Annotated in this window: 19 protein-coding genes and 3 pseudogenes; 3 read left to right on the top strand and 19 right to left on the bottom strand. The window is 42.5% G+C overall.

Going from position 1 to position 22,990, the window contains the following annotated elements:
• Positions 1-2: 2 nt before the first annotated feature.
• The 10 genes and pseudogenes from C511_RS0105700 to C511_RS0105665 all read right to left on the bottom strand — a co-directional run bounded on the left by C511_RS0105700 (position 3) and on the right by C511_RS0105665 (position 9,439).
• Positions 3-710 carry a sugar phosphate nucleotidyltransferase gene (locus C511_RS0105700; protein ID WP_024996174.1) on the bottom strand — a complete coding sequence of 236 codons (708 nt, stop codon included), beginning with the start codon at positions 708-710 and terminating at the stop codon, positions 3-5.
• 118 nt (positions 711-828) lie between these two features.
• Complete coding sequence (locus C511_RS0105695) at positions 829-2,127, bottom strand: inositol-3-phosphate synthase (protein WP_024996175.1); 1,299 nt, start codon at positions 2,125-2,127, stop codon at positions 829-831.
• Positions 2,128-2,311: 184 nt separating this feature from the next.
• Positions 2,312-3,748, bottom strand: coding sequence for an ATP-binding protein (locus C511_RS17460; protein WP_081698272.1), 1,437 nt, complete (start codon positions 3,746-3,748; stop codon positions 2,312-2,314).
• 127 nt (positions 3,749-3,875) lie between these two features.
• Positions 3,876-6,482, bottom strand: a complete 2,607-nt coding sequence (locus C511_RS0105685; protein ID WP_024996176.1) for a sensor histidine kinase — start codon at positions 6,480-6,482, stop codon at positions 3,876-3,878.
• Positions 6,483-7,082: 600 nt separating this feature from the next.
• Positions 7,083-7,346: a hypothetical protein gene (locus tag C511_RS17200; RefSeq protein WP_024996177.1), complete on the bottom strand. Its 264-nt coding sequence runs from the start codon at positions 7,344-7,346 to the stop codon at positions 7,083-7,085.
• A 4-nt stretch (positions 7,347-7,350) separates the two neighbouring features.
• Positions 7,351-7,605, bottom strand: coding sequence for a hypothetical protein (locus C511_RS17815; protein WP_148297706.1), 255 nt, complete (start codon positions 7,603-7,605; stop codon positions 7,351-7,353).
• Between the two features lie 11 nt (positions 7,606-7,616).
• Positions 7,617-7,925: pseudogene (locus tag C511_RS0105675) on the bottom strand (ABC transporter permease); the annotation flags it as partial.
• Positions 7,926-8,050: pseudogene (locus C511_RS18545) on the bottom strand (ABC transporter ATP-binding protein); the annotation flags it as partial.
• Positions 8,051-8,080: 30 nt separating this feature from the next.
• Positions 8,081-8,248, bottom strand: a pseudogene (locus tag C511_RS17455) (efflux RND transporter periplasmic adaptor subunit); the annotation flags it as partial.
• Between the two features lie 279 nt (positions 8,249-8,527).
• The gene (locus C511_RS0105665; RefSeq protein ID WP_024996180.1) at positions 8,528-9,439 is read right to left on the bottom strand and encodes a glucosaminidase domain-containing protein; all 912 of its coding nucleotides are present in this window, start codon (positions 9,437-9,439) and stop codon (positions 8,528-8,530) included.
• A 97-nt stretch (positions 9,440-9,536) separates the two neighbouring features.
• Between C511_RS0105665 and cdd the strand changes: the two genes are divergently transcribed.
• On the top strand, positions 9,537-10,016 hold the full coding sequence (cdd, locus tag C511_RS0105660) for a cytidine deaminase (protein WP_024996181.1): 480 nt from the start codon (positions 9,537-9,539) through the stop codon (positions 10,014-10,016).
• A gap of 13 nt (positions 10,017-10,029) precedes the next feature.
• Positions 10,030-10,815 (top strand): NAD(+) diphosphatase, encoded by a 786-nt coding sequence (nudC, locus tag C511_RS0105655; RefSeq protein WP_024996182.1) that lies wholly within the window; start codon positions 10,030-10,032, stop codon positions 10,813-10,815.
• Between the two features lie 61 nt (positions 10,816-10,876).
• On the opposite strand, the gene C511_RS0105650 is transcribed toward nudC, so the two are convergent.
• The 4 genes from C511_RS0105650 to C511_RS0105635 all read right to left on the bottom strand — a co-directional run bounded on the left by C511_RS0105650 (position 10,877) and on the right by C511_RS0105635 (position 17,558).
• Positions 10,877-12,622: a phospho-sugar mutase gene (locus C511_RS0105650; protein WP_024996183.1), complete on the bottom strand. Its 1,746-nt coding sequence runs from the start codon at positions 12,620-12,622 to the stop codon at positions 10,877-10,879.
• Positions 12,623-12,703: 81 nt separating this feature from the next.
• Entirely contained in the window at positions 12,704-14,344 is a 1,641-nt protein-coding gene (locus tag C511_RS0105645) for a C69 family dipeptidase (protein ID WP_024996184.1), read from the bottom strand.
• 88 nt (positions 14,345-14,432) lie between these two features.
• Complete coding sequence (locus C511_RS0105640) at positions 14,433-16,073, bottom strand: M23 family metallopeptidase (RefSeq protein WP_027317916.1); 1,641 nt, start codon at positions 16,071-16,073, stop codon at positions 14,433-14,435.
• Between the two features lie 138 nt (positions 16,074-16,211).
• Complete coding sequence (locus C511_RS0105635) at positions 16,212-17,558, bottom strand: ammonium transporter (protein ID WP_024996185.1); 1,347 nt, start codon at positions 17,556-17,558, stop codon at positions 16,212-16,214.
• A gap of 336 nt (positions 17,559-17,894) precedes the next feature.
• Here C511_RS0105635 and ald point away from each other — a divergent pair, with 336 nt between their 5' ends.
• Positions 17,895-19,001, top strand: coding sequence for an alanine dehydrogenase (gene ald, locus C511_RS0105630; RefSeq protein ID WP_027317915.1), 1,107 nt, complete (start codon positions 17,895-17,897; stop codon positions 18,999-19,001).
• A 101-nt stretch (positions 19,002-19,102) separates the two neighbouring features.
• Here ald and C511_RS0105625 read toward each other — a convergent pair whose 3' ends face one another.
• The 5 genes from C511_RS0105625 to C511_RS0105605 form a co-directional block, all read right to left on the bottom strand.
• Positions 19,103-20,041, bottom strand: a complete 939-nt coding sequence (locus C511_RS0105625) for an NAD(P)H-dependent flavin oxidoreductase (protein ID WP_027317914.1) — start codon at positions 20,039-20,041, stop codon at positions 19,103-19,105.
• A 96-nt stretch (positions 20,042-20,137) separates the two neighbouring features.
• Positions 20,138-20,809 (bottom strand): DUF4858 domain-containing protein, encoded by a 672-nt coding sequence (locus C511_RS0105620; protein WP_024996186.1) that lies wholly within the window; start codon positions 20,807-20,809, stop codon positions 20,138-20,140.
• 21 nt (positions 20,810-20,830) lie between these two features.
• A complete protein-coding gene (locus C511_RS0105615) occupies positions 20,831-21,358 on the bottom strand; it encodes a DUF4943 family protein (protein ID WP_034781753.1) in 528 nt (175 codons plus the stop codon).
• Positions 21,359-21,383: 25 nt separating this feature from the next.
• Positions 21,384-22,439, bottom strand: coding sequence for a porin family protein (locus C511_RS0105610; RefSeq protein WP_024996188.1), 1,056 nt, complete (start codon positions 22,437-22,439; stop codon positions 21,384-21,386).
• Positions 22,423-22,977, bottom strand: coding sequence for an RNA polymerase sigma factor (locus C511_RS0105605; protein ID WP_024996189.1), 555 nt, complete (start codon positions 22,975-22,977; stop codon positions 22,423-22,425). The genes C511_RS0105610 and C511_RS0105605 overlap by 17 nt, the downstream gene beginning before the upstream one ends.
• Between the last annotated feature and the right edge of the window lie 13 nt (positions 22,978-22,990).

Below are 22,990 nucleotides of genomic sequence, written 5' to 3'. Positions count from 1 at the left end.
TTTTACTTCATTTCATTTAAAAACAACTCAGCCTTTTGAATATCGCTCGCATGATCAACATCAATGATTTTAGAGAAAGGGTGCGCCTGCACCTTTAATCCGCTATAAACGATTTTGCGTTGAAAATTACGCATACGCGATACACCTTCGTCAACAGCTTCCTGAAGCAAATTGAGCACTTTGTTATTGAAACAATACACACCTCCCGAAACATAACGACAGCCTTCGTAAGCTGTGTCAACAAAATCAAGAACTTTCAGATCATCGTCTGTTTTCACATATAGCGGTTTCTCATCATCAATGTAATCAGTCACCGCCATCAGTGCATCATGTTCGTTATCTGCTTCAAAGGCGCGAATATACGCAGAAAATTCCAACGGAGAAAAAATTGGATCAATTGTTGTGAGGCACAACTTGGTTCTGTTAGGAATCAGCGAAGCCAATTCGTGAAAGCTATGCAAAGAATCGGGGGTCGATTTGATGAGTACATGCAAGGGTACAGGAAGTTTAAGCTGCTTTACATGCTCGTGCACATCGGTCATTTCTTCATTGATGATGATGCTAATTGATTCCGCCCTATTGGCCAGGAAAATAGATATAAGCCTATCGAGCATGGCAGTGCCATTAAGGCGCAACAACGGCTTTGACGTTTCAATGCCTTCGCCAGCTAATCGCGAACCTTGTCCGGCCGCAATAATTGCATATTCCATATAAACGGATTAAGAGTTCAATTATCAATTCAAAAACAAAGGGGAAAAACTCAAAGAAACCGGTTCTTTAGTTCTCCCCTTTATATGTTCAGGTCAGACTCAATTGCCCTACCTTCAATTAATCTAAGTAATCGATTGTTTCTTCACCAATCATTTTGCGAAGAGTGTTCTTCAACTTGGTATACTGAATAAACAAATCGTGTTCGGGAATGTGATCAAAGTCGTGCATAGGACTCTTGAAGTAGAATGACAACCAGCTTTGAATGCCCGACATGTTAGCACGTTGAGCCAAGTCAGCGAACAACACAAGGTCAAGTACCAACGGAGCAGCCAAGATAGAGTCACGGCAAAGGAAATCCACTTTCAGCTGCATGGGGTAACCCATCCATCCTACAAGGTCAATGTTATCCCATCCTTCTTTGTTATCCTTACGTGGAGGATAATAATTGATACGTACTTTGTGGTAAATGCTTCCGTAAAGTTCAGGATACAATTCCGGTTGCAAAATAGTGTCGATAACCGACAGCTTGCTTACCTCTTTTGTCTTGAATGAATCTGGATCATCGAGAACTTCTCCGTCTCTGTTACCCAAGATATTGGTAGAGAACCATCCGTCCAATCCCAGCATACGAGTTTTCAACATCGGAGCAAGAACCGTCTTCAACATAGTCTGGCCGGTTTTGAAGTCCTTACCGCAGATAGGCACATTTTTTTGTGCAGCAAACTCCCACATAGCAGGCATGTCAACACACAAGTTAGGAGCACCCATAATATAAGGAGCACCTTCGGCAATAGCAGCGTAAGCATAACACATACTTGGAGCGATTTTCTCCGTATTGTTTTCTTTCATTGCTTTTTCGAAAGCCGCCAATGACTGATGTTCATCACACAAAGGAATGTATATTTCAGTACTTGCAGCCCAGATAACCACTACACGGTCACAATTGTTAGCAGCTTTAAAGTCGCGTATGTCCTGACGGATCTGTTCAGCCATTTCCCAGCGGGTAGCAGCCTGTTTAACGTGAGTTCCGTGAAGACGTTTCACCCAGTTCTGGTCGAAAGCAGCTTTCATCGGTTTGATAGCCTGCAGTTCTTCTTTCACGCCATCCAGATCTTTTTGCACCAAAACCTCAGCATGCTGAGCAGCTGCATACACATCATCTTCAAAGATATCCCATCCACCAAATACCAAATCATTAAGATCTGCCAATGGAACTACATCTTTAATTTTAGGAAAACGATTTTCATTCCTTTTGCCCAAACGGATGGTTGCAAGTTGAGTGATAGATCCGATAGGTTTTGCAAGTCCTTTGCGAACTGCCAAGGTACCTACAACTGCAGTGGAAGATACAGCACCACCTAATCCGACTAATAATATCCCTAGCCGACCTTTTGCCGGTTGAATTTCCTGTTTCATTTTTCTTATCGTTTTATTATTTGTTGATATAATAGTGACAAAAGTATAGAATCAATATCAGCGCGAAAAGTTCTATATGTAGTCTAAAGTAGCCGAAAACTCTTATTATCAGGAAATTTAATAAAAAGATGTTATATAGCAGCATTACGGAGAAAGCACAAAAAGCCATGCGCTAACATTCATTTTACTGCGAGAAATGAATACGAAAACGAGTGATGCCGTCGTGGTATGTCCTCAATGAAAACGTACAACCGTGGCGGGTAAGTATTTCGCGAATCAATATCAGTCCGATACCCTGCCCATTTGGCTTGGTAGAGAAAAACGGACTAAAAAGTTTATCTTCCACCTCTTTGGATATTCCCTTTCCGTTATCGGCAATCTCTATATCGCCGTTGCCGGATGTAGTAATGGTAATTACCCCTTCCTGCCCGATACTTTCAGCCGCATTCTTTATGATGTTCAGCAATACCTGTTCAAAAAGAGCACCGTCGACCATCAGCAGGGGCATTTTCTCAAATTTAGATAGAATCTGAATGTTTCTTTCGTTACACATTCCCTGCATAAAGCGCACGCACGAAGTCAATATTTCATTTAAATCAGTAGGAGAAAAACTAGGATCGGGTATCTTTACCACATCCGCAAAGCGAGTAATGAAATGACTCATGGAGAAGCAGCGATCAATGCAAACACGCAATACTTCAGTCAGCTCGGCATTGTCTTCCTGAGTAGAGAAAGCCTGCTCTAGTGTGTCGAGCGTGGAAGTTATTCCTGCCGTGGTATTATTTACCTCGTGCGCAATCATTCGAATCACCTTCTCATACGCTTTCTTTTCCGCCTTGATCACCTCACGGTTACTTTGCGCCACCTTTACCTTGCCCCAGTCGAGTATCGGAATCTTCACTCCAACCTCCACCACACTGTTGTCCTTCAAAACCTTGTAAGCCGATGAAAGCGTATGGTCCAGTCCGCTATAACCCACACTGGCAAAGAGGTCCACACTACGCAAATTTCCTTTTGCAGTAGCTACCTCATAATCGGCTTCCAGCTGACGGCGGCGAATGTTTTGAGCAAACGCATTACGTTCCAATGCCTTTTGAAGCAGGCGGTCGTAATTGATAGACAGATCGGGTACCGATTCGGGCAACACCGGTTGGAGTGTTACCTCCTCGGACGAACCCAAGAAAGCCCTGAGTTGAAACATTTTAGCATTGAGATTACTGTTGGCCGTTGTGACCGCCGCTTTGGCGTTAAGTGAAGAAGTGAGGGAGAGTTTTCCACCGGTCAGCCAGATGTTCTGGTCGACCGAGAAAACGCCCGGAAGCACCATGCTGTTGTTGCGCACAAAAGTATAGGAGCCGTCGGACTGCTGGTAGGTGCTGTACGACTTCTTATAGCTGGGCAACGTGCCGGTGAGGTTTACCTCGGGCAACAAATCGGCTTTGAACGTGCGGTATTCCCAATAAGATGTTTTCAGTTTATTAAGCACCACGGCCGCGTCGACAGATTGTGTGCGCGCCAGTGCAATGGCTTCCGACAAGGTGATTAATTTCTCCGTTTGTGCAACTGCCGGCAAGGAAGCCGCAGTGAACAATAAGGCAATCCATATTTTTTTTGTTCTCATAAGACGTATATTTCTTGAGAATAACTGTTCAAAGCGCATGCCAAAGCGTCAAACGGCTTGTTTACAGGGAATTACAAAAAATACAACTGTCCGTAAACGGACACATCGTTCGCTCACGCAACTGTTATTATGCTTCGGTATCGGGAATGCGGACAGTAAAACAAGTTCCCTTGCCCTGTTGCGAGGTTACCTGAATGGTTCCGTGCATGCGTTCAACAATGTTGTAGCAAATGCTCAGTCCCAAGCCCGTGCCCTGCGCAAAACTGTTCACCTTAAAGAAACGCTCGAATATATGTTTCTGATCATCTTCGGAGATGCCAATGCCCGTATCTTCCACAAAGAACGTAACAAACCCCGGTTCGTTGAGGTGGTACCCCACGGTGATGGAGCCTTCTTTGGTGAACTTCGACGCATTGTTAATGAGGTTGTTGAGTATCTGTTTGAGCCTTACCGGGTCGGCCAGTATTTGTTTCTCCTCATGCAGGGGTACATTTTTAAGCAACGACACCGCCGGTGGTATGTTGAACCGTTGTGACTGGTAAACTTCATCGACCAGCAAGGAGAGGTTGCATTCCGCAATTTGAAAGTCCATGGCACCCGATTCAATGCGCGACATATCGAGAATGTCACTAATCAGCGAAAGCAACAGTTCACAGTTTTGGTTGATTGTATCGACAAACTGCGCCACCTCTTCTTCCGAGAACGAGTGAATTTCCTTCAGCAAGCCCGAGAAGCCCACAATGGAGTTGAGCGGTGTACGTATTTCGTGACTCATATTGGCGAGGAAAGCCGTTTTAAGTCGGTCGGACTGCATGGCTTTGTCGCGTGCTGCAATCAGTTCTGCCTCCACATCTTTGTGGCGTTGTATGCTTTGGCAAACACCTAATATAGAGGAGGGAGAGTGTGGAATGAGAGCATTGAATACCATCATGCGATACTCCCACCACTCGTATTGTCCCTTTTTATTCTTCTGCCTAAAAGCAATGCGGGAATTGTTCTTATCCCCTGCCAATAAAGCATCAAATTCTATCTTTATTCCGGGTAAATCATCCGGATGAATTTTCCTTCTTAATTCACTACGAGATAAACGACCCGATGTGGAGTTAAATCCCATTCGTTCAATAAATCCTTTTGGAAAAGTGTACACCCCATCGGAAACATTAAATTGCCACGGATAAATGGAACTTTCTTCCACCGCCAGGTTAAAGAAGCGCTTCTTCACCTCGTCGGCAGCAATGTTTCTGAATGAAAGGACATAGCCGTTCAACCTTGATTTGGAGTAAAGCGGAATCACCTCTCCCCAAACAGAAAAATAACCGTTTGTTTTCAGTTCCAGCATAAACGAACCTTCGGGAATGGAAACACTGGCGCCCGTTCGCTTCACCTCTTCCAATAACTTATATAATACTTCGTCGCCTTTGTGGTATATCTTCAGGAAACTTCCCGCCGGCAAGTTTTCGTATTGGTTTCGCTCACGGTCATGCTCCAGACTAATCATGGCCGCCGCTGCTTTGTTGACGGAATGAATCTTAAAATCGGCGCCGTAAATGATGACTCCTTCGTGAATGGAATGAAAAACATTATCGAACTCATTGCGCTGGTCAACCATTTTGCTTTGCAGCAACAACCTTGTTTGCGCATAATAACGACGCTTAAACTCACGACGATTGGCACGGAAGAGGGCAATAATGGCTAAAACCAATATAACAACAAGGGCACTGTAGAACAAAAGGAATAAAGGTTGATATTTTTCCCACAGAGGTTCGTTAATAATAATGCTTCCGCGAGGAACATCACTTTTGTCCATCTTGAAGAAGTCGAGCTGTTTGTAATCGAAAATAAGATTGGGCTTGCTGTTCTTCACTATTTTGTTATCCGGCTTTTTGCCCTGCAACACATCTACAGCCATCAGTGCTGCCCTGCGAGCCTCTTCGTAAGGATAAGGAGCCAGGGCGCACAATCCGCCCTGCAACAAAGACTCATCGGCAATCGTAAAACAGGGGGCTTTGGAAACCTTGGCTATGGACGACATAAACAAGCCCCAGTAAGGCATAATCAAAATGCTTTGCCGTGCTTTGGGTGATATTCTTATTTCATAAAGAATATTAGTAGTATGATCATCGTTGATGTTGAAACGGCTCAGCTTATAGTCGGGATTGCTTTGTAAAAAGGCATTCCACTGCACATCAAACTCCTTAAGTGATTTTTGTCCCAGGTAACTGGCATCGCTCACCAGTATCATCTGTTTTCGGGACGGGAACATTTCTTTGATGGTTTCAAGTAACCGGTGAAAGGGCTTGGGCGCCTCCAGACCGTATACGTTGGGGTAATTGGCTAAGACTTCCTGATTGGGATAAACCACATTGAAGAACATCACGGGTACTTTGCGCGGCAAAGAATCGCCACAGGTGAGCAAGTCATACAAAGCCTCATCGTTGGCCGTAATAATCAAATCGTAGTTCTGCTTATTGGCCCGCTGACAAATGCGCCGCATCACCTCCATCTCCGCCTGTCCTAACCAACTGCGCGAATCAAGAAACTCTGTTGTGATGTTCACTTTCACATCGCGTTCATCAAAGCCGGCCTTTAAGCCTTCGTTTAACTCACCTACCCAATTGTTGGAACGCGAATAAGATTGTATGAAAAGAACATCATAAGTTTTTTGCGCAAACGTAGCCATAGAGGAGCCAACTATGATCAGTAAGATCATAGCTAGTCGGTATATCGTATTCATCGGAGTATCAATTATAATGTTTTGTTTATTGCACAAAGATAATTTATAATTTATATTAAAAACAGTTTGCTATCTAAAAAATAAAGGCGGATGAATTTAAAATCAGTATTCATTACAAACAGTCACACCTATCGCCTCATCTTGTCAAGTGCAAGTTTACATATTATTAACTAATCGAGGAATGTTGGGCATGCATCGGGAAGAGTTGGGCAAAACATAACCAACTTTTTGAAAAACATAACCAGCTTTTTCAAAAAGATAACGAGCAATTTGAAAAGAGAAACCGTCTTTTGGTCCGCGAGAAACCGTCTCTCGGCCGTAACACGGTTTCTCGCGGACCTTTTGCTACCGTGCAAACCGGCACGAGCCACCGTGTTAATGCAATAATAAACCGTCAAGACATAAAAAAAGGCAGGAGTTGAAACTCCTGCCTTTGCGCCTATAATAAATTGAACGTACTATAGGATTACATTGACAAAGATAATACATTATACAATCAAAGTCAAGCTTTTAAGAGAAAAACTTTGCCGTACGCAACGATTCTTTTGGAATATTGCACCGCTACTTATTCTTCACGAAGCGCCATTGCCGGTTGTATTTTCATGGCCTGCCTAGCAGAATCCAGATGCCGCCTACAATCAACACACCCTCTTTCATCAAAGAAGCTAATTTTTGGGGTGATTCACCATTGATACCTTCAATCCTGAAAACCCTGAAGAAGTCTGGTGTCACCAAACGGCGGAGACTTCCCGCATTAATCGTATCATATTTTATGCCCGTTCCGCTATTCGATCCGTTATAAGGATATGAATTGATGGAAATACTAACAGCCTCAACACCGTCAAATCGTTTTAAACGATTCACGAGTTCAAGTAAGTCTTGCCCTCCGGTTGTCTTTTTCTTGTCTGTACCTGATAATCAGGATTATTGGGGGCAATGTATTTACCTGAATCATGTATGTATTAGATATATCATGGCCTTTGGGTTCAAAGAAAGTCCTCAAATCAACATAGCACATGTCAATGACAAAACACAAAACCACGTATACAAGAAGCAACTCAATCCAAAGCCATGAGTTAGATCTTCTTTCATTCCATACTTGCGTAAAAAGTATTCTATTCATTATCTGTCGTTTTAATGGTTATTAAGAGCGTTTGTAATTGCAACCCGTGAGACTCTCCAGGCAGGAAAACCGGAACTGAGCAGGTTCATCAGCAAACAAAATAAGAAAGCATACACAAAGGTAAGTACCAGGTTCTCGCAAAACACTTGCCACATAATGTCTCCTCTGGAACAACCAAAAGAACGGCGTATACCGATTTCTGTTATTCGTTGATTTAAGCGGCTTTGAGTCATGGAACTCAGGTTAATGCCCGGAATAAGGAGCAACAAAGCAAAGATCAACATCCTACGGTTATGAACCGATTTCATATCGGGCTCCATGCAACCCGAAGGTCCCTTATGGAAAGGAATTCTCCTTGTTCTACGGTAAGGTTCACGTTTTCAAGTGCTATCGTTTCTATTTCGTCAGTACGATAGATTTTAGAGAGGGAAGTTAGATTAATCATAATTTCTGTATTTATTCTTGTTTCTATTCATCATTTTACTTTTAAGCGGTTCTTGTTCTTATAAGGACTCATGTCAGACACTACCACTTTGTCGCCGGGTTGCAGTCCACTACGCACTTCTACATATTCAAAGTTCGATTCGCCCAGCTGCACTCTCCGCTTCGTTAGTTCGTCCGAGGAGCTGTGAACAAACAAGTCTTTCCGTTTCACTCCCGTACGTGTTAAACTAATCAGCGTGATGACTCCTGCTACACATAAGATGCCGATAACTGAAAACCGAATGATCTTCTTGTTACGCAACTTATTCTTCTCATCTTTTGGTATTTCTCTATCCATTGCCTTGAGCTTATTATGATTCGGATATACTATTATCAACTGCCGTGCCAAATATATAAAGTACTGATAATCAATGGATATAAAAAAAGAAAGGTGTCCGTTAGCGGACACCTTGTACGTTTACACCCCGAAAAGCGGGCGTTAACGAAGCCTTAACCGATCACCCACCTCGGGCACATATTCGGCATCTTTACGATTCATCTTATAAAGGTTCTTCAGACGGATACCGTAAGTCTGCGAAATGCTGTGCATGGAGTCACCGTCTTTCACCACGTGAACGATGTAATTCTTCGAAGCTTTCTTTTTCTTGGCATGCAGGTAGATCACATCACCATCGGCCAGCGTGTAATCTTTGTGCAGGTCATTATACCTTATTAGTTTACGGGCGCTTATATCGAACTCTTTGCCTATAGATTCGAAAGTATCTCCTCTGCGTGCCACCACATAGGCAAGGTCATTGGCCAGGTACACCTGATGCGGATTGATGACTATGTTTTCAACGCGGGGCACATAGGCGCCTCCACGCTGACGGGCACGGTCATACTTATATAGTTCGTAATCTTCAACAATTGTAATCAGACGATTGGCGTACGAAGGGTCAGTTGCATAACCGGCCTTCTTCAATCCGCGTGCCCAGCCTTTGTAATCTGTTATATCAAGGTCAAAAAGGAAAGCATATCGTGCACCTCGTTTCAAAAAGAGCGAGTGGTCTTCATAAGACTCTACCGGATTACCGTATGCACGGAAGCACTCCTGACGGGCATCGTCATCATGACGCACGGAAGGACCGCTCCACCTGCCGCCACACTTTATACCAAAATGGTTGTTGCTTTTACGGGCAAGCTCACTGTAACCGGCCCCGCTTTCAAGAAGTCCTTGTGCTAATGTTATACTTGCAGGTATCTTGTGAACACGCATTTGCTCTACAGCCAGCGGACTATACCTTTCAATATATTCCTCATAGCGCTGGTTTCTTCTTTGTGCCTGTGCGCTAAATGCAAAAGCACAAAGCACAACTAGTAAGATGATACGGATAGATTGTTTTCTATTCATTGGAATGCATATAGGTTATGAGTTCACAAAAATCATAAAAAATATCGGAATTAACAATCTCTTTGCTAACTTTGTGACCCTTATAAAAACATAGATTATGAAAGAACTTACTATTACAGCCGTTCTCAATGTGTATAAATTCGAAGAATTAACCGAGGCCGACCGCACCCTGCTTCAAGCTGCCATGGATGCTACTAAGCGCAGTTACGCGCCTTACTCCAAATTCAGTGTGGGAGCCGCCGCTCGTTTAAATAATGATGTAATAGTAACGGGAACCAATCAGGAGAACGCCGCTTATCCGTCAGGTTTATGTGCCGAACGAACAACCTTGTTCTACGCTAACTCGCAATATCCTGATCAGGCAGTTGCAACACTTGCAGTTGCCGCACGCACAGAAAGAGATTTTCTTGACGCGCCTATTCCTCCTTGCGGTGCATGCCGACAGGTGATATTAGAAACAGAAAAACGTTTCAATCAGCCGATGCGGATTCTTCTTTATGGTAAAGAAGAAGTTTACGAGGTGAAGAGCATTCGTGATTTACTTCCGCTGTCTTTCGACGGATCTGAAATGGAATAAAAATATATTCTTTATGAAAGCTGAAACAGAGCAGGTGCACTGGTTGGTCTTCTTTAACGACCAGCTGTTACTTGAAAAGAAAGATAATAAATGTGTTCTCCCTTTGGGAATTCAACCTCCGGTAAAGCCATTGGCAGATACTACCATACACAGTATTACCACACCCATGGGACAAGTGTGCAAAGCCTTTTCTATTGATGAGGCTGTGCATGAAAATGAAAAGTTCTTCATGACCGGACTTCGTGCATCGTATGATTGTCTGCCTTATTCTCAATACCAAATAGCAGGCAAAGCACACGAAATTTTGCATTGGGATAAGAATAGTAATTTCTGTCCGGCTTGCGGTACTCCCACGGAAAAGAGGGAACCTATTATGAAGAAATGCCCTAATTGTGGCAACGAATTATATCCTGCTATCTCAACGGCCATATTGGCTTTGATTCAAAAGGAAGATTCGCTGTTATTGGTACATGCACGTAATTTCCGTGGCCCCTTCCACAGTCTCGTTGCGGGCTTCCTTGAAACAGGTGAAACGCTCGAAGAGTGTGTTGCCAGAGAAGTGATGGAGGAAACCGGATTGAAAATAAAAAACATAAAGTATTTCGGTAATCAACCCTGGCCCTATCCCAGCGGACTGATGGTAGGCTTTATTGCCGACTACGAAAGTGGAGAGATTAAACTACAGGAGGAAGAGTTGAGCGAGGGACGTTTCTATACGAAAGATCATTTGCCGGAATTACCCCGGCGACTTAGTCTCGCTCGGAAAATGATTGATTGGTGGATTGAGAAACAGAAATAAATAAAAAACCTCCGGTGCCCTAAAAGGATTCCGGAGGTTTTTTATTTAAAGAAGCATATCGTTATACGCCCAAGGACTTCAGTACTGCCTGTATCTTTTCGTCGGCAGCAGCATCGGCTCCTGCATAACAGTTACGGCATCCCATTTCTCCTTGCACTTCTACATAGAACTTAATCTTAGGTTCGGTTCCCGAAGGGCGAACAGACACCTTACTTCCATCTTCAGTGAAATATTGCAGAACGTTCGAAGTATCGGGCATTACCAAATCAGTCACATGACCTGCAGCATCAGTCTGCTTCAAAGTCTGGAAGTCTTTCCATAACACAATCTTTGAACCGGCCATTTCCTTAGGAGGGTTGTTACGGAAGTTGGTCATCATCTGCTTGATTTCTTCGGCTCCGCTCTTTCCTTTTTTCACTACGCTGATACCTTTCTCTTTAGAGAATCCGTATTCCACATAGATATCCTGAAGCAATTGATACAATGTTTTGCCATTGTCTTTTGCCCAAGCAGCAATTTCGGCAATTAAGCAACAAGCTGAAACAGCATCTTTATCACGTACAAAGTCTTCGGCAAGGAAACCATAGCTCTCTTCACCACCACCAATGTACTTCTTCTTACCTTCGTTCAAACGAATCTCGCGGGCAATCCATTTGAAGCCGGTGTAACAGTCAAGCATTTCAATGTTATTCTTGTCGGCTATCTTCTTGATTAACTCCGTAGTCACAATGGTCTTCACGCAAAATTCGTTTCCGGTGATCTTGCCTAAAGCTCTGTATTGAGTAAGAATGTAATAAAGGTACATCATACAGGTCTGGTTACCATTTATAAGTACCCACTCTCCTTTATCATTTTTGCAAGAAATACCTACACGGTCGGCATCGGGGTCACTAGCCATCACTAAGTCGGCATCCATTTCCTTGGCTTTATCAATTGCCATGGAAAGAGCAGCCGGCTCTTCGGGGTTAGGTGATTTTACGGTTGGGAAATCTCCACTGATAACGTTCTGTTCAGGTACATCAATTACATTGGTGAATCCCCAAGATTTCAAAGCTCTGGGAATAAGTGTTATTCCTGTACCGTGAATAGGCGTGTACACAATCTTCATATCATGATGACGCTTGATTACGTCGGGAGCAATAGACACTGTTTTAACCATCTCAAGGAATGCACTGTCTATGTTCTCACCGATTATCTCAATCAAATCGGGGTTTCCTTCAAATTTAATTTCAGCTGCAGAAGAGATTCTCTCCACTTCTTCAATAATGCCTGTATCATGAGGAGCCAGAACTTGCGCTCCATCATCCCAATAAGCTTTATATCCGTTGTACTCTTTAGGATTGTGAGAAGCTGTAATCACAATACCGCTCTGACATCCCAGATGACGAATAGCAAATGAGATCTCGGGTGTTGGACGAAGGGCTTCGAACAAATAAACCTTGATGCCATTGGCCGAGAATATATTCGCAGAGATTTCGGCAAACTTGCGACTGTTGTTACGGCAATCGTGCCCCACAACAACTGAAATCTGCTTTAGTTCTTTGAAGTTTTTATTCAGGTAGTTTGATAGCCCTTGAGTAGCACCACCTACTGTATAGATGTTCATACGGTTGCTTCCCGAACCCATGATGCCGCGTAAGCCTCCCGTACCAAATTCCAAATCTTTATAGAACGATTCAATCAGCTCTGTTTTATCTTCGTTCTCAAGCATTTTTTTCACTTCAGCCTGAGTCTCTGCATCATAAGCCGGTGAGAGCCATTTCTCAGCTTTCTCCGTTACTTGTTTTATTAGTTCCTGATTTTCCATAAGGTAATCTTTTATAAATTAGGTTGTATTCTTCGTCTTAAAAACTGTACAAATGTAAAAGAATAAGTTTACATATCCTATTTATTCTGTCACTTTGTAGCGGTCGCCGGTTTGTTTCACGTACTCTTCAAGAAACTCTTTGGGGTACCCTGAGCGTATCACTGTTGCCGGCTGTCCGTATTCGTTTCGTTCAAACTTACCATTCTTTACACGCTTTACAACTCCGTCGTTGTATTTCACTACCAGAAATTCGCCTAAACGTTTCCAACTGTCAAATGCGCCTTGTGCCATGGCAGAGGTGTAATTAGCAAGGAAAGCCTTTGCCTGCGCAGGATCTTTTTCGTATAGTTTGGCAGCAGTTGCCTCAATGGCTTCTTGGCTTTGAGCATACGTATCTTCCAGATTTCTCTGTACGGCACGCACATCTTCAATCATCAAACTATATCGCGGATATACCATATTAGATACCCAATTGAAAATCCAGAATGCAGAATTCCAGGAGAACGTTGCATAGTCTGCACCGTTTGCCGCGTAACAATCAGGGACTTTATCCGTACAGCAGTAAACTGGCGTGAAGACAGTCATATTAGCATCGTCTGTCCCAAACCAAAGAACTCCTCCAATAGCATCAGGTTTATTAGCACGCATTTGTGATACAAAAACCCATCCGGTTTGTTGGGTAGAGATAGGACGTTCGTTAAAATACTCCTGATCGTTAACCTTAAAAGTCAACGGAGAAAGGCGATAAGGCGTATGGTAAGGGCCGGCGCCAAAATCTTTCGTAATATCTAAAGCAGTGCCTTCATAATGATCACGCATAGCATTCTGTACATCTCTTACCGAGATTTTACGATTTGCTTTCACAAATAAAGGCATAGGCTCGTTGGTTTTACCCTGAATGTAAGGCAAATAGTTAGCCCCTTGATCCGTGAACATATTAAAGTAACTCCAAACACGTGCCTCACAAAAACGGCGGGCTCCAAAATCAAGTGGCGCATAAGCATTGGCAAAGCTAAAATCTTTGTTGATGCCATTGAAATATCCTTTTTCGCGGGCAAAAGAAATCACATCCGGTGCATACATGCAATTGTTTTTATCTTCCATGTCAAATGTATGGATACGGGACTGATTGGCATGAGCCGAAATACAATCATCGGGAACACGCACGGCTACCCAAACAGCACCGCGTATGCCGGGACCTTTGCCTATCATTTCCATAATCCAGATTTCATTCGGATCGGCAATAGTAAAAGACTCTCCACTACTGTAATAGCCATATTGCTGCACCAGTTCGGTCATCACCTTAATGGCTTCACGCGCAGTTCTTGAACGTTGAAGACCTAAATAAATCAAACTGCCATAATCAATAACCGCTGTGGTATCAACCAACTCCGGTCGTCCGCCAAATGTAGTTTCTGCTATAGTAACCTGATACTCGTTAATATTGCCAATTACATTATACGTTTGACGGGCTTGCTCTATCTGACCAAGATATTTGTGTGTGTCCCACTCATATACATCAACCATTGTTCCTTTTTTGTGCGTTCCTGCCGGAAAATGATATAACTCACCAAACAAACCGTATGAGTCAGCAGAATAAGAAACAATGGTTGAACCATCTGCCGATGCGTTTTTACCTACAATTAAATTAGTACACGCGTCTGTTCCTACAAAGGGAACTAACAACATCATCAAACTCAAAAATAAAAATCTACGTAACATTCCATCGTTTGCTTTACGTAAATTTCCTCCTGGCACATTCAAAAGTGTCTTCATCATTCATTTACTTTAATTAAAATATTCTCTCTTATTAATATATATCTTTCAATACCGTTACATTTCCGCAATGGTCCGTCACTGTTAGTTCAACAATGTGTTTACCCGTTTTGCTTACTCTGGCCGGATCTATTTTGCAAATTAAGCGATTAGTCATCATTTCCCATTGGAAAAGTGCATATTTTCCATCAATTGTTCCGCGGTAAGAACGGATTCCCGTCTGCCCGTCTTTTACCCGATAAAGTATTTTTCCGGCCCTTGCCCACGTATTCTTACTCAATGGAGTAACGACCGGGGGAACAGTATCGACTGCTACGACATAAGTTCCCAGCGAAAGGATTTTGGCTTTTACAAATCCATTTTCATAACGTCCGCCAACACTCGATAAACGGCTCCCTGTTTTTCGGGCTATATAGTATTTGGTTGTATCCTGAACAACTCTCCGGCGCACACCGATCGATAACTCGCAACTGGCATGTAACGGAACCCCTTCATCATTCAGCTGATAAATGTACGAAACAGCATTGGAATCCGGATAAACTTTAAATTGTACGGGCAAATCAGTATAAAGCACACCCTTTGGAACGATTAATGTCATACCGGGTTCCTGCAAATAATTGACCTGATCCCATTTAAAAAGATATTTTTCCTTGTGTTCAAAAGGGGGAACAGGTTGTTTCTTCCCACTTATTACAAACCGATATCGAGCCGTATTCCCATAATAATCTTTCAGTTCATACAGGAAATGATAATCTCGCTCCTCATTAATAGTAACTAATCCCCTCTCAGCATTATGGGCACGCAACATACGCAATGTATTACCCGGATCAATAAACGATTTCATGAAATGCCCGTGAGTCCACGAGTTGATCATTCGATTTTCATCGGGTGAATAGCGATCCACCACACTATTATACACTTCAGCACCATCAACATACAGTGTAACAGAGTATACCCCGTATCGGTTTGAAGTTCCCGTCATATAATCATAAGCCTTTATGCCGGTACCAATCACTCCCCAAGCTTCTGTAGGCCCTACGGTATTTAATGCAATGATTTTATTTTGCAGGCTTCCCTGAACAACTCCTTTTCCCGGCTGGGGAAAAATCATAATTGCTTCAGCTCGGGGAGCACGATTGTCCTTTATATATTTACTAAAAAATGGCAAGGGATCCAGTCGATCACCGGTAGAGTCTTCTATCAGGTCCAAGTGAAGATGCGGTCCCATAGAATAGCCCGTATTTCCGCTCCATGCAATTTGCTGACCGGCATGCACGGGATATTGTGTTGCTGAAGGGATCAAATCAACTTCCCATGACTCTTTTTCGTATTGATACGCTTCAATAGCATCGGCCATTGGCTTAACGAACCCGGACAAATGGCGATATATGGCAGTATATCCGTTACTGTAACGAACATGTAGCATATATCCCGAACCATGTGTTACCATAATTCGGGATATGTATCCGTCAGCAATTGCCAATACTCTCTTGCCAATTGTGTTTTGGGTTTTAAAATCAATACCTCCGTGGAAATGATTCGGACGCAATTCGCCGAAGTTCCCGCTGAGTGTCAAAGGAATATCAAGCGGAGGGGTAAAAGTTGTAGTATGATTGGTCTGAGCGTATACTTTAATACTACCTAGCAGTAATAAAGTTACTATATATTTTTTCATCTATATGCAGTTTTAATCGGGAGTGCAAACTTAGCGTTTTTTTTCCTAAAAACATTGGCATCCTTTTGCAAACTAGCCACAGAGCATATACATACAAGAATAATTAACACACATTTTATTCATTTACGCCCCCTAAAATTACTTACTCGAAACTTCTCCCTCGGAATATTCGGCAAGTTCACGTTCCGGCTCAAGCATGCCATATTGTTCATCATGCTGGCTGATATCAAGACCTATTCTTTCACTGTTAGCCGAAACCCGCATGGGTATCATTTTGTTAGTTAGCCAATACAATGCATAAGTCACTACAAACGTATAGACACAAACAATAATCACGGCCAGGATATGAATGAAAAATACATCCCAATGACCGTCTATCAACCCGTGCACAAAAACACCTGTTAGTACAGTACCTAAGATACCTCCTACTCCATGCGTAGGAAAAACATCCAAAGCATCATCTACTGAAGTGTGATTTTTCCAGTAAACCGCCACGTTACAAACAATTGTTGTTACCAGAGCTATAAAAATACTTTCACCCACTGTAACAAAGCCGGCAGACGGGGTTATAGCAACCAATCCCACAACAGCTCCGATAGCCGCACCCATAGCAGACGGTTTACGTCCACGTAAACAATCAAAAACAACCCATGCCATCATAGCTGTTGCCGACGCAGTATTTGTATTTAAGAAGGCTTTTACCGCAACTCCGTTAGCAGCCAACGATGAGCCCGCGTTAAAGCCAAACCAACCCAGCCACAACATAGCAGCACCTAATATAACAAAAGGTATATTGGCAGGTACATGAGTTGAATTTTGTTCTGTTCTTTTGCCTAAAAATATAGCGCCGGCAAGCGCTGCCACACCCGATGAAGCATGAACCACAATACCACCGGCAAAGTCAACAACCCCCATCTGACGAAGAAAACCGTCCGGATGCCACGTCCAATGAGCCAATGGGCAATATACAAAAATACAGAAAAGCATCATGAATACGAGATAGCCTGAGAACCTCACGCGCTCTGCAAAAGAGCCCGTTATCAAAGAAGGAGTTATGATGGCAAACTTCATCTGAAACAAAGCAAAAAGAGCCAATGGTATTGTTGGAGCAAGCAAAGGATCGGTTTTGGCTCCTACACCATCAAACATGAAAAACGTTGCCGGATTACCCACAAAACTGCCGATATCATCGCCGAAAGCCAAACTGAAACCAAAAACAACCCATATAATACTAATAACACCCATTGCTATAAAACTTTGCAATATGGTTGATATTACGTTTTTTTGGCGTACCATTCCTCCATAAAACAGAGATAATCCCGGAGTCATCATCAGCACAAAAATAGTTGCGGTTATCATCCAGGCAACATCCGCGTTATTTACATTTGAATCAACAGTCCACAATTCGGGTTGCTCAGGAGCAAAAAGGCCCATTACACTAATGACTACTAGTATAGCCATCAAAATAATCCATCTTTTCTTCATTTACAAACAGCTTTTATTGGTTAATATATAATTATCATATAGAAATAACAAAACCTATAATACAATCATTTAATAAAATAAAATGCAAATATAGATAACTTTTAGATATAAATAAAACAAATTCAAAGCCATATTGACACAAGTAGCAATAAAAAGACAGAAAAATACATAATATCAGAATAAAGCAGCTTCAACTTACATTTCATTACTTATTAAAAAACAAAAAAAGAAATTAGAAACTTTCACTACGTATGCTGTAAAACAATACAATTCAGAGAATAACGAATGAGGAATATTACTACATTGCGAAATAATTAACCCCCAAAAACGGACATTATGATAATTGGAATTCCCAAAGAAATTAAAAACAACGAAAACCGGGTTGGAATGACGCCGGCCGGAGTTTTTGAGTTATGTAAAAGAGGGCACAAAGTATTTGTGCAACATACCGCAGGTATGGGTAGCGGATTCAGTGATAATGAATACCTCACAGCAGGTGCAGTAATATTACCTACAATTGAGGAGGTCTATGCAACAGCTGAGATGATCATTAAAGTTAAAGAGCCTATAAAACCTGAGTATGAACTGATCAAAGAAGGTCAACTGCTTTTTACTTACTTCCATTTTGCATCAGATGAAGAATTGACTCATGCCATGATTAAAAGTGGAGCTGTTTGTTTGGCTTACGAAACGGTGAGAAAAGAGGATGGCTCACTCCCACTACTTATTCCCATGAGTGAAGTGGCCGGAAGAATGGCCGTACAAGAAGGAGCACGTTTCTTAGAAAAGCCTCAAGGTGGTAAAGGCATTCTTTTAGGTGGCGTACCCGGAGTAAAACCTGCTAAAGTTCTTATTTTGGGAGGAGGAGTAGTGGGCACTCATTCGGCACTTCTTGCTGCGGGTGCAGGTGCAGATGTTACCATTGTAGACATTTCTCTTCCACGTTTACGTTACTTAAGTGAGATACTTCCCAAAAACGTAAAAACGCTCTATTCTTCTGAGCACAACATTAAAGAGGAATTGCCATCAACCAACCTTATCATTGGCTCCGTACTCATACCCGGTGATAAAGCTCCGCATCTCATCACCAAAGAGATGTTAAAGATGATGCAACCCGGAACTGTTATGGTAGATGTTGCAATTGATCAAGGCGGATGTTTTGAAACATCACATGCCACCAGCCACAGTGAACCCGTATACACGGTTGACGGAGTTGTACACTATGCAGTAGCGAATATTCCCGGAGCTGTACCTTATACATCCACACTTGCTCTGACAAATGCAACTCTGCCGTATGCTCTATTTTTAGCAGACAAAGGATGGCAACGGGCATGCAAAGAAAGTTCTGCATTATTTGCTGGGCTTAATGTCGTGGGTGGAAAAGTCACATTCAAGGCAGTGGCAGATGTCTATGGATTAAAATACGAACCGATTACTCTATAATTCTGATTTTAATAAATACGTAAAAGGCTGTCTCAAAAGAATTCTTCTCGAGGCAGCCTTTTTATCTATATCTATTATTATATAGAATAACGCGATGACATTCACCAATTATTTTCTTTCTGACATGCGGCTTTAAAATCCTCAACCAACTCTGCCATAACCTCTGCTACCGTATTTTTTTGATCAATCAAAGTAGTAACCTGACCTATCTCCAGTTCACCTTCATCCAGATCTCCTTCGAAGATACCTTTTTTAGCGCGTCCCTTACCAAGCAAATCACGCATCTCCTCCACTGAAGCCCCTTTATTTTCAGCATCTTCCACCAAGTCACGAAATGCATTTTTGGCAAGTCGCGTAGGCGCCAGTTTCTTTAGCAACAATTTAGTGTCACCCTCTTTCAGAGTCAGGCAATAGTCTTTGAAGTCATTGTGTGCCGAGCTCTCTTCGGTCAACGCAAAGCGGCTACCTATCTGAACCCCGTCGGCACCTAGAACAGAGGCCGCAAGAATCGCTTCGCCTGTTCCTATTCCGCCGGCAGCAATCAGAGGAAGTGAAATAGCCTTACGAACAGCCGGAATTAGACACAAGGTAGTCGTTTCTTCTCTTCCATTATGTCCACCCGCTTCAAAGCCTTCGGCTACAACAGCATCAACACCGGCTTCTTGGCATTTCAAAGCAAACTTAGCAGACGAAACAACATGCACTACCGTTATTCCTTTTTCCTTCAACCAACTCGTCCAGGTTTTAGGGTTTCCGGCTGATGTAAAAACAATCTTAACACCTTCTTCCACAATGATATTCATGATCTCTTCAATCTGCGGATACATCAGCGGCACGTTTACTCCAAAAGGCTTAGTTGTGGCCAGTTTGCATTTTTGAATATGGTCGCGCAAAACATCCGGATGCATAGACCCGGCTCCAAGTAAACCAAGACCACCCGCATTACTAACAGCAGAAGCAAGTCTCCAACCGCTGCACCAAACCATTCCACCTTGTATAATTGGATATTGAATTCCCAAAAGAGAAGTTATTCTATTCATATTACTTTATTTTTAAATATATGCAAATGTAAAGCTCACATATAAAACGACCAAATAAAAAAGCCAAATAGAGCGTCTATGAAGCCAAAAACCTTTTTACTTGATTTTTTGGCGTAGTATAGGTTCATCTATCAAAACCGAAGTAGAATCGCCATAGCTAGCTAACACCTCTAGTGTACGTGCCTTACGTTTATTTCCTTTAATATTCCAGAAGTCTTTTGTGAAAGGCGTCATAAAATCATATCCGGTGGGACCTGCAGCTGACTTCCACGCTCCGACAGCCTTATTGTTAGCCCCTTCTGCCAAGGGATTGTACTTCAAACCCGTAGCTTCTATCTCTTCCAGCGATTTCCTGTAACCACCCTCAAACGGATGTTTGGCCCAATTTGTGGGAATAGACAAGGCATAAAGAGTCTCAAAAGGATTGGATTTATAGGTGTCTGCCTTTACGTCAATTTTCTTTTTATAAATGGGATCATAGTTATATTTTGTTCTCGCCGTATAAGGCATTAGCGTCAAAACCAACTTTTCTTTCTCGGGATACACCTTTGGAAGAGATTCGTCGTACTTTGTAGCAGAAGATTCACGAATGATCAAAGGACTTCCCAGAGCTTGCTGCACCTGTTTTATGGCTTCCTGATTTAATTTTATCTCACCGTCACCCTCTAACAATCTTTTCAGATTGATAGAGTCCTTCCCTGTCCATTGTGCATGAGACAACAGCGACAAGGAAGTGACAAAAACAAATAAAGCTATACGTTTTGTCATTCAACATCTATTTTTAAAAGATTACCACCAACGATATCCGCTACCACAAAGCGGGTCATTATAGCACGGGGTTATGGTCCATTGAGTTTGAGGATATTGAGAGTTTTCCCACCAGAATCGATATCTTTTAGCAGCATCGTGTACTTCCTCATTTGAAAGGAAGTAGATTCCCTCATAATTAGTTGCGTCAGCGTAAACCATCTTGCACCCCAAAGAAGCATATTGCCCTAAGCGTATACTTTCTACAATCCACAACATGCACTCTCCCAACCGAACCTTGGTTCCAAAATAAGTGCATACCGGTGGCAACGGGAATGAAGGAATAATGGTCAGATCATCGGCATAGGTCAATAGTTTGGGAATATCTTCTCTTGCAAATTTAGGAACCTCAACATATCCGTCGGGCCCTTTAGTTTTATAACTACCATCTTTTAACTGCTTCACGAAAAGATCCACATCAGGATCATTGTAATCGATCACCTCATCGGTACATCCGCAAAAGCCCAACAGTAAAAGCGTCATCGTTATTATGAATACAATGTTTTTCATACCATTTAATTTAGGGATTACCGAATCAATATGTCATTCTTACTCCGCAAAGAAGGTTCAAATTGGTAGACTTTCTGGAACGAGCAGTTTCCCATTGCCTATCCGCATCGAAGTGGCGAACCAGAGTGGGTTCGGCAAACACAGCAAACTTATCATTCAGTTTGTAATTCACTCCTAAACCAGCTGTCATAGCCAACTGTATCGGTTCACTGCCAAACCCGTTGCGAGGTGCTCCCCCGATACATTTGTCGGCAATTCCGCCTATCGAAGCATAAACATCCAACTTGTCATTGGTAGCAATTAACAAATTCGCTTTAACCGGAACACCTATGTAATGCAGGTTTCCTTCATCAACACTCTGTTCGCACGAGTAATTGATCCCAGCCTCCACAGAAAAACGCTTACTGAGTTTTTTCTCAAGCGTAACGCTAGCCCCTATAGGCGCGCGTAATCCTTTCGCTGAAACAGGAGCTATACTTGCCCCTATCTTCAATGCTGTGGTTGCTTTTTTCGTACTTTCGGAAGAATTGTCGTTTGAATTATTCACGCTTTGAGCCTCTGTTCTATCAGAGACTGCCTGTTCGCTAACCATTGCTGTTTGTTGCTGGCGTTTGTTTCTGTTGCGGCTGGTATAAGAAGAGGAAGAAGAAAACGAAAAAGACATGGATACTGTTACAGAAACAGAATCGGATGCATTTTCAGAAAGATTAGTTGAAGAAGAAGGTAGATCGCCTGAGCCCGATGATTTACTCAAAACAGTAGCCGGATGAATGGAAGGAAAGTCCTCTTTTACAGCATCATCCTCCAAAGTAGCATTGGCACCGGCAGTACGCTCTGCCTGAACAAATGCGTTGGCTATTTCTTCTTTGGGAGAGAAATACCAAAATGCCGCAGAGGCAGCCATAAGTACAAGCAATACCGAAGCTGCTGCACTGAAACGATAAATCATCAGTTTGCGATGACGAACAGCAACAGGCAAATCTTTTTCAAGCTTCTCCCAGCATGTTTCCCTGACAGGAAGCTCTGCTTCTGTCAATCGCGAACGAAACAAGTCCGTTAATTCATCATTTTCTTTCTTCATGATTCAAATATTCTTTAATTTTTTTTGCAAGCAAACTTTTAGCGCGATGCAATTGGGAAGTCGAAGAATGCTCTTTTATACGAAGCAAATCTGCAATTTCCTTGTGCGATTTATCTTCAAAAACATATAAGTTGAACACGGTACGGCACCCATCGGGTAACTCGGCAACAAACGCCAGTAATTGCTCTTCTGAAATCCGGTTCGCGTTCTCCCTGTCTTGAAGTTCATCGGGAATATCAGGAATCTGTTCCTCTCTCACCATTGTCTGACTAATCTTCTTTTGCTTTCTCAGATAATCGAGTGATTGAGTGACCATAATTCTGGTAATCCATGTACTAAGCGATGCTTCACCCCGGAAATTAAACCCGGTAAATATTTTAATGAAAGCATCGTGTAGTACATCATGCGCTGCATCCATATCGCCAGTATAACGGTAGCACACCGCCAGCATCTTGTTGGAATAGAGGGTGTAAAGTTTCTTGCGGGCTACATTGTCACCTGCCTTACAGCCTTTAATTAATTCAATTTCGTTTTCCAACTTAAATGCCTTT

The organism is Bacteroides graminisolvens DSM 19988 = JCM 15093 (assembly GCF_000428125.1).
GTDB lineage: Bacteria > Bacteroidota > Bacteroidia > Bacteroidales > Bacteroidaceae > Bacteroides > Bacteroides graminisolvens.
This window is presented reverse-complemented; position numbering and strand designations above follow the sequence as displayed.

Excerpts from the sequence above, each read along its gene's own strand:
- C511_RS0105695 (WP_024996175.1), bottom strand. The coding sequence starts at position 2,127 with ATGAAACAGGAAATTCAACCGGCAAAAGGTCGGCTAGGGATATTATTA.
- ald (WP_027317915.1), top strand. The coding sequence starts at position 17,895 with ATGATAATTGGAATTCCCAAAGAAATTAAAAACAACGAAAACCGGGTT.
- C511_RS0105635 (WP_024996185.1), bottom strand. The coding sequence starts at position 17,558 with ATGAAGAAAAGATGGATTATTTTGATGGCTATACTAGTAGTCATTAGT.
- C511_RS0105640 (WP_027317916.1), bottom strand. The coding sequence starts at position 16,073 with ATGAAAAAATATATAGTAACTTTATTACTGCTAGGTAGTATTAAAGTA.
- nudC (WP_024996182.1), top strand. The coding sequence starts at position 10,030 with ATGAAAGCTGAAACAGAGCAGGTGCACTGGTTGGTCTTCTTTAACGAC.
- C511_RS0105665 (WP_024996180.1), bottom strand. The coding sequence starts at position 9,439 with ATGAATAGAAAACAATCTATCCGTATCATCTTACTAGTTGTGCTTTGT.
- C511_RS17815 (WP_148297706.1), bottom strand. The coding sequence starts at position 7,605 with ATGAATAGAATACTTTTTACGCAAGTATGGAATGAAAGAAGATCTAAC.
- C511_RS17460 (WP_081698272.1), bottom strand. The coding sequence starts at position 3,748 with ATGAGAACAAAAAAAATATGGATTGCCTTATTGTTCACTGCGGCTTCC.
- C511_RS0105625 (WP_027317914.1), bottom strand. The coding sequence starts at position 20,041 with ATGAATAGAATAACTTCTCTTTTGGGAATTCAATATCCAATTATACAA.
- C511_RS0105650 (WP_024996183.1), bottom strand. The coding sequence starts at position 12,622 with ATGGAAAATCAGGAACTAATAAAACAAGTAACGGAGAAAGCTGAGAAA.
- C511_RS0105620 (WP_024996186.1), bottom strand. The coding sequence starts at position 20,809 with ATGACAAAACGTATAGCTTTATTTGTTTTTGTCACTTCCTTGTCGCTG.
- C511_RS0105685 (WP_024996176.1), bottom strand. The coding sequence starts at position 6,482 with ATGAATACGATATACCGACTAGCTATGATCTTACTGATCATAGTTGGC.
- C511_RS0105700 (WP_024996174.1), bottom strand. The coding sequence starts at position 710 with ATGGAATATGCAATTATTGCGGCCGGACAAGGTTCGCGATTAGCTGGC.
- C511_RS0105645 (WP_024996184.1), bottom strand. The coding sequence starts at position 14,344 with ATGTTACGTAGATTTTTATTTTTGAGTTTGATGATGTTGTTAGTTCCC.
- C511_RS0105610 (WP_024996188.1), bottom strand. The coding sequence starts at position 22,439 with ATGAAGAAAGAAAATGATGAATTAACGGACTTGTTTCGTTCGCGATTG.
- cdd (WP_024996181.1), top strand. The coding sequence starts at position 9,537 with ATGAAAGAACTTACTATTACAGCCGTTCTCAATGTGTATAAATTCGAA.
- C511_RS0105615 (WP_034781753.1), bottom strand. The coding sequence starts at position 21,358 with ATGAAAAACATTGTATTCATAATAACGATGACGCTTTTACTGTTGGGC.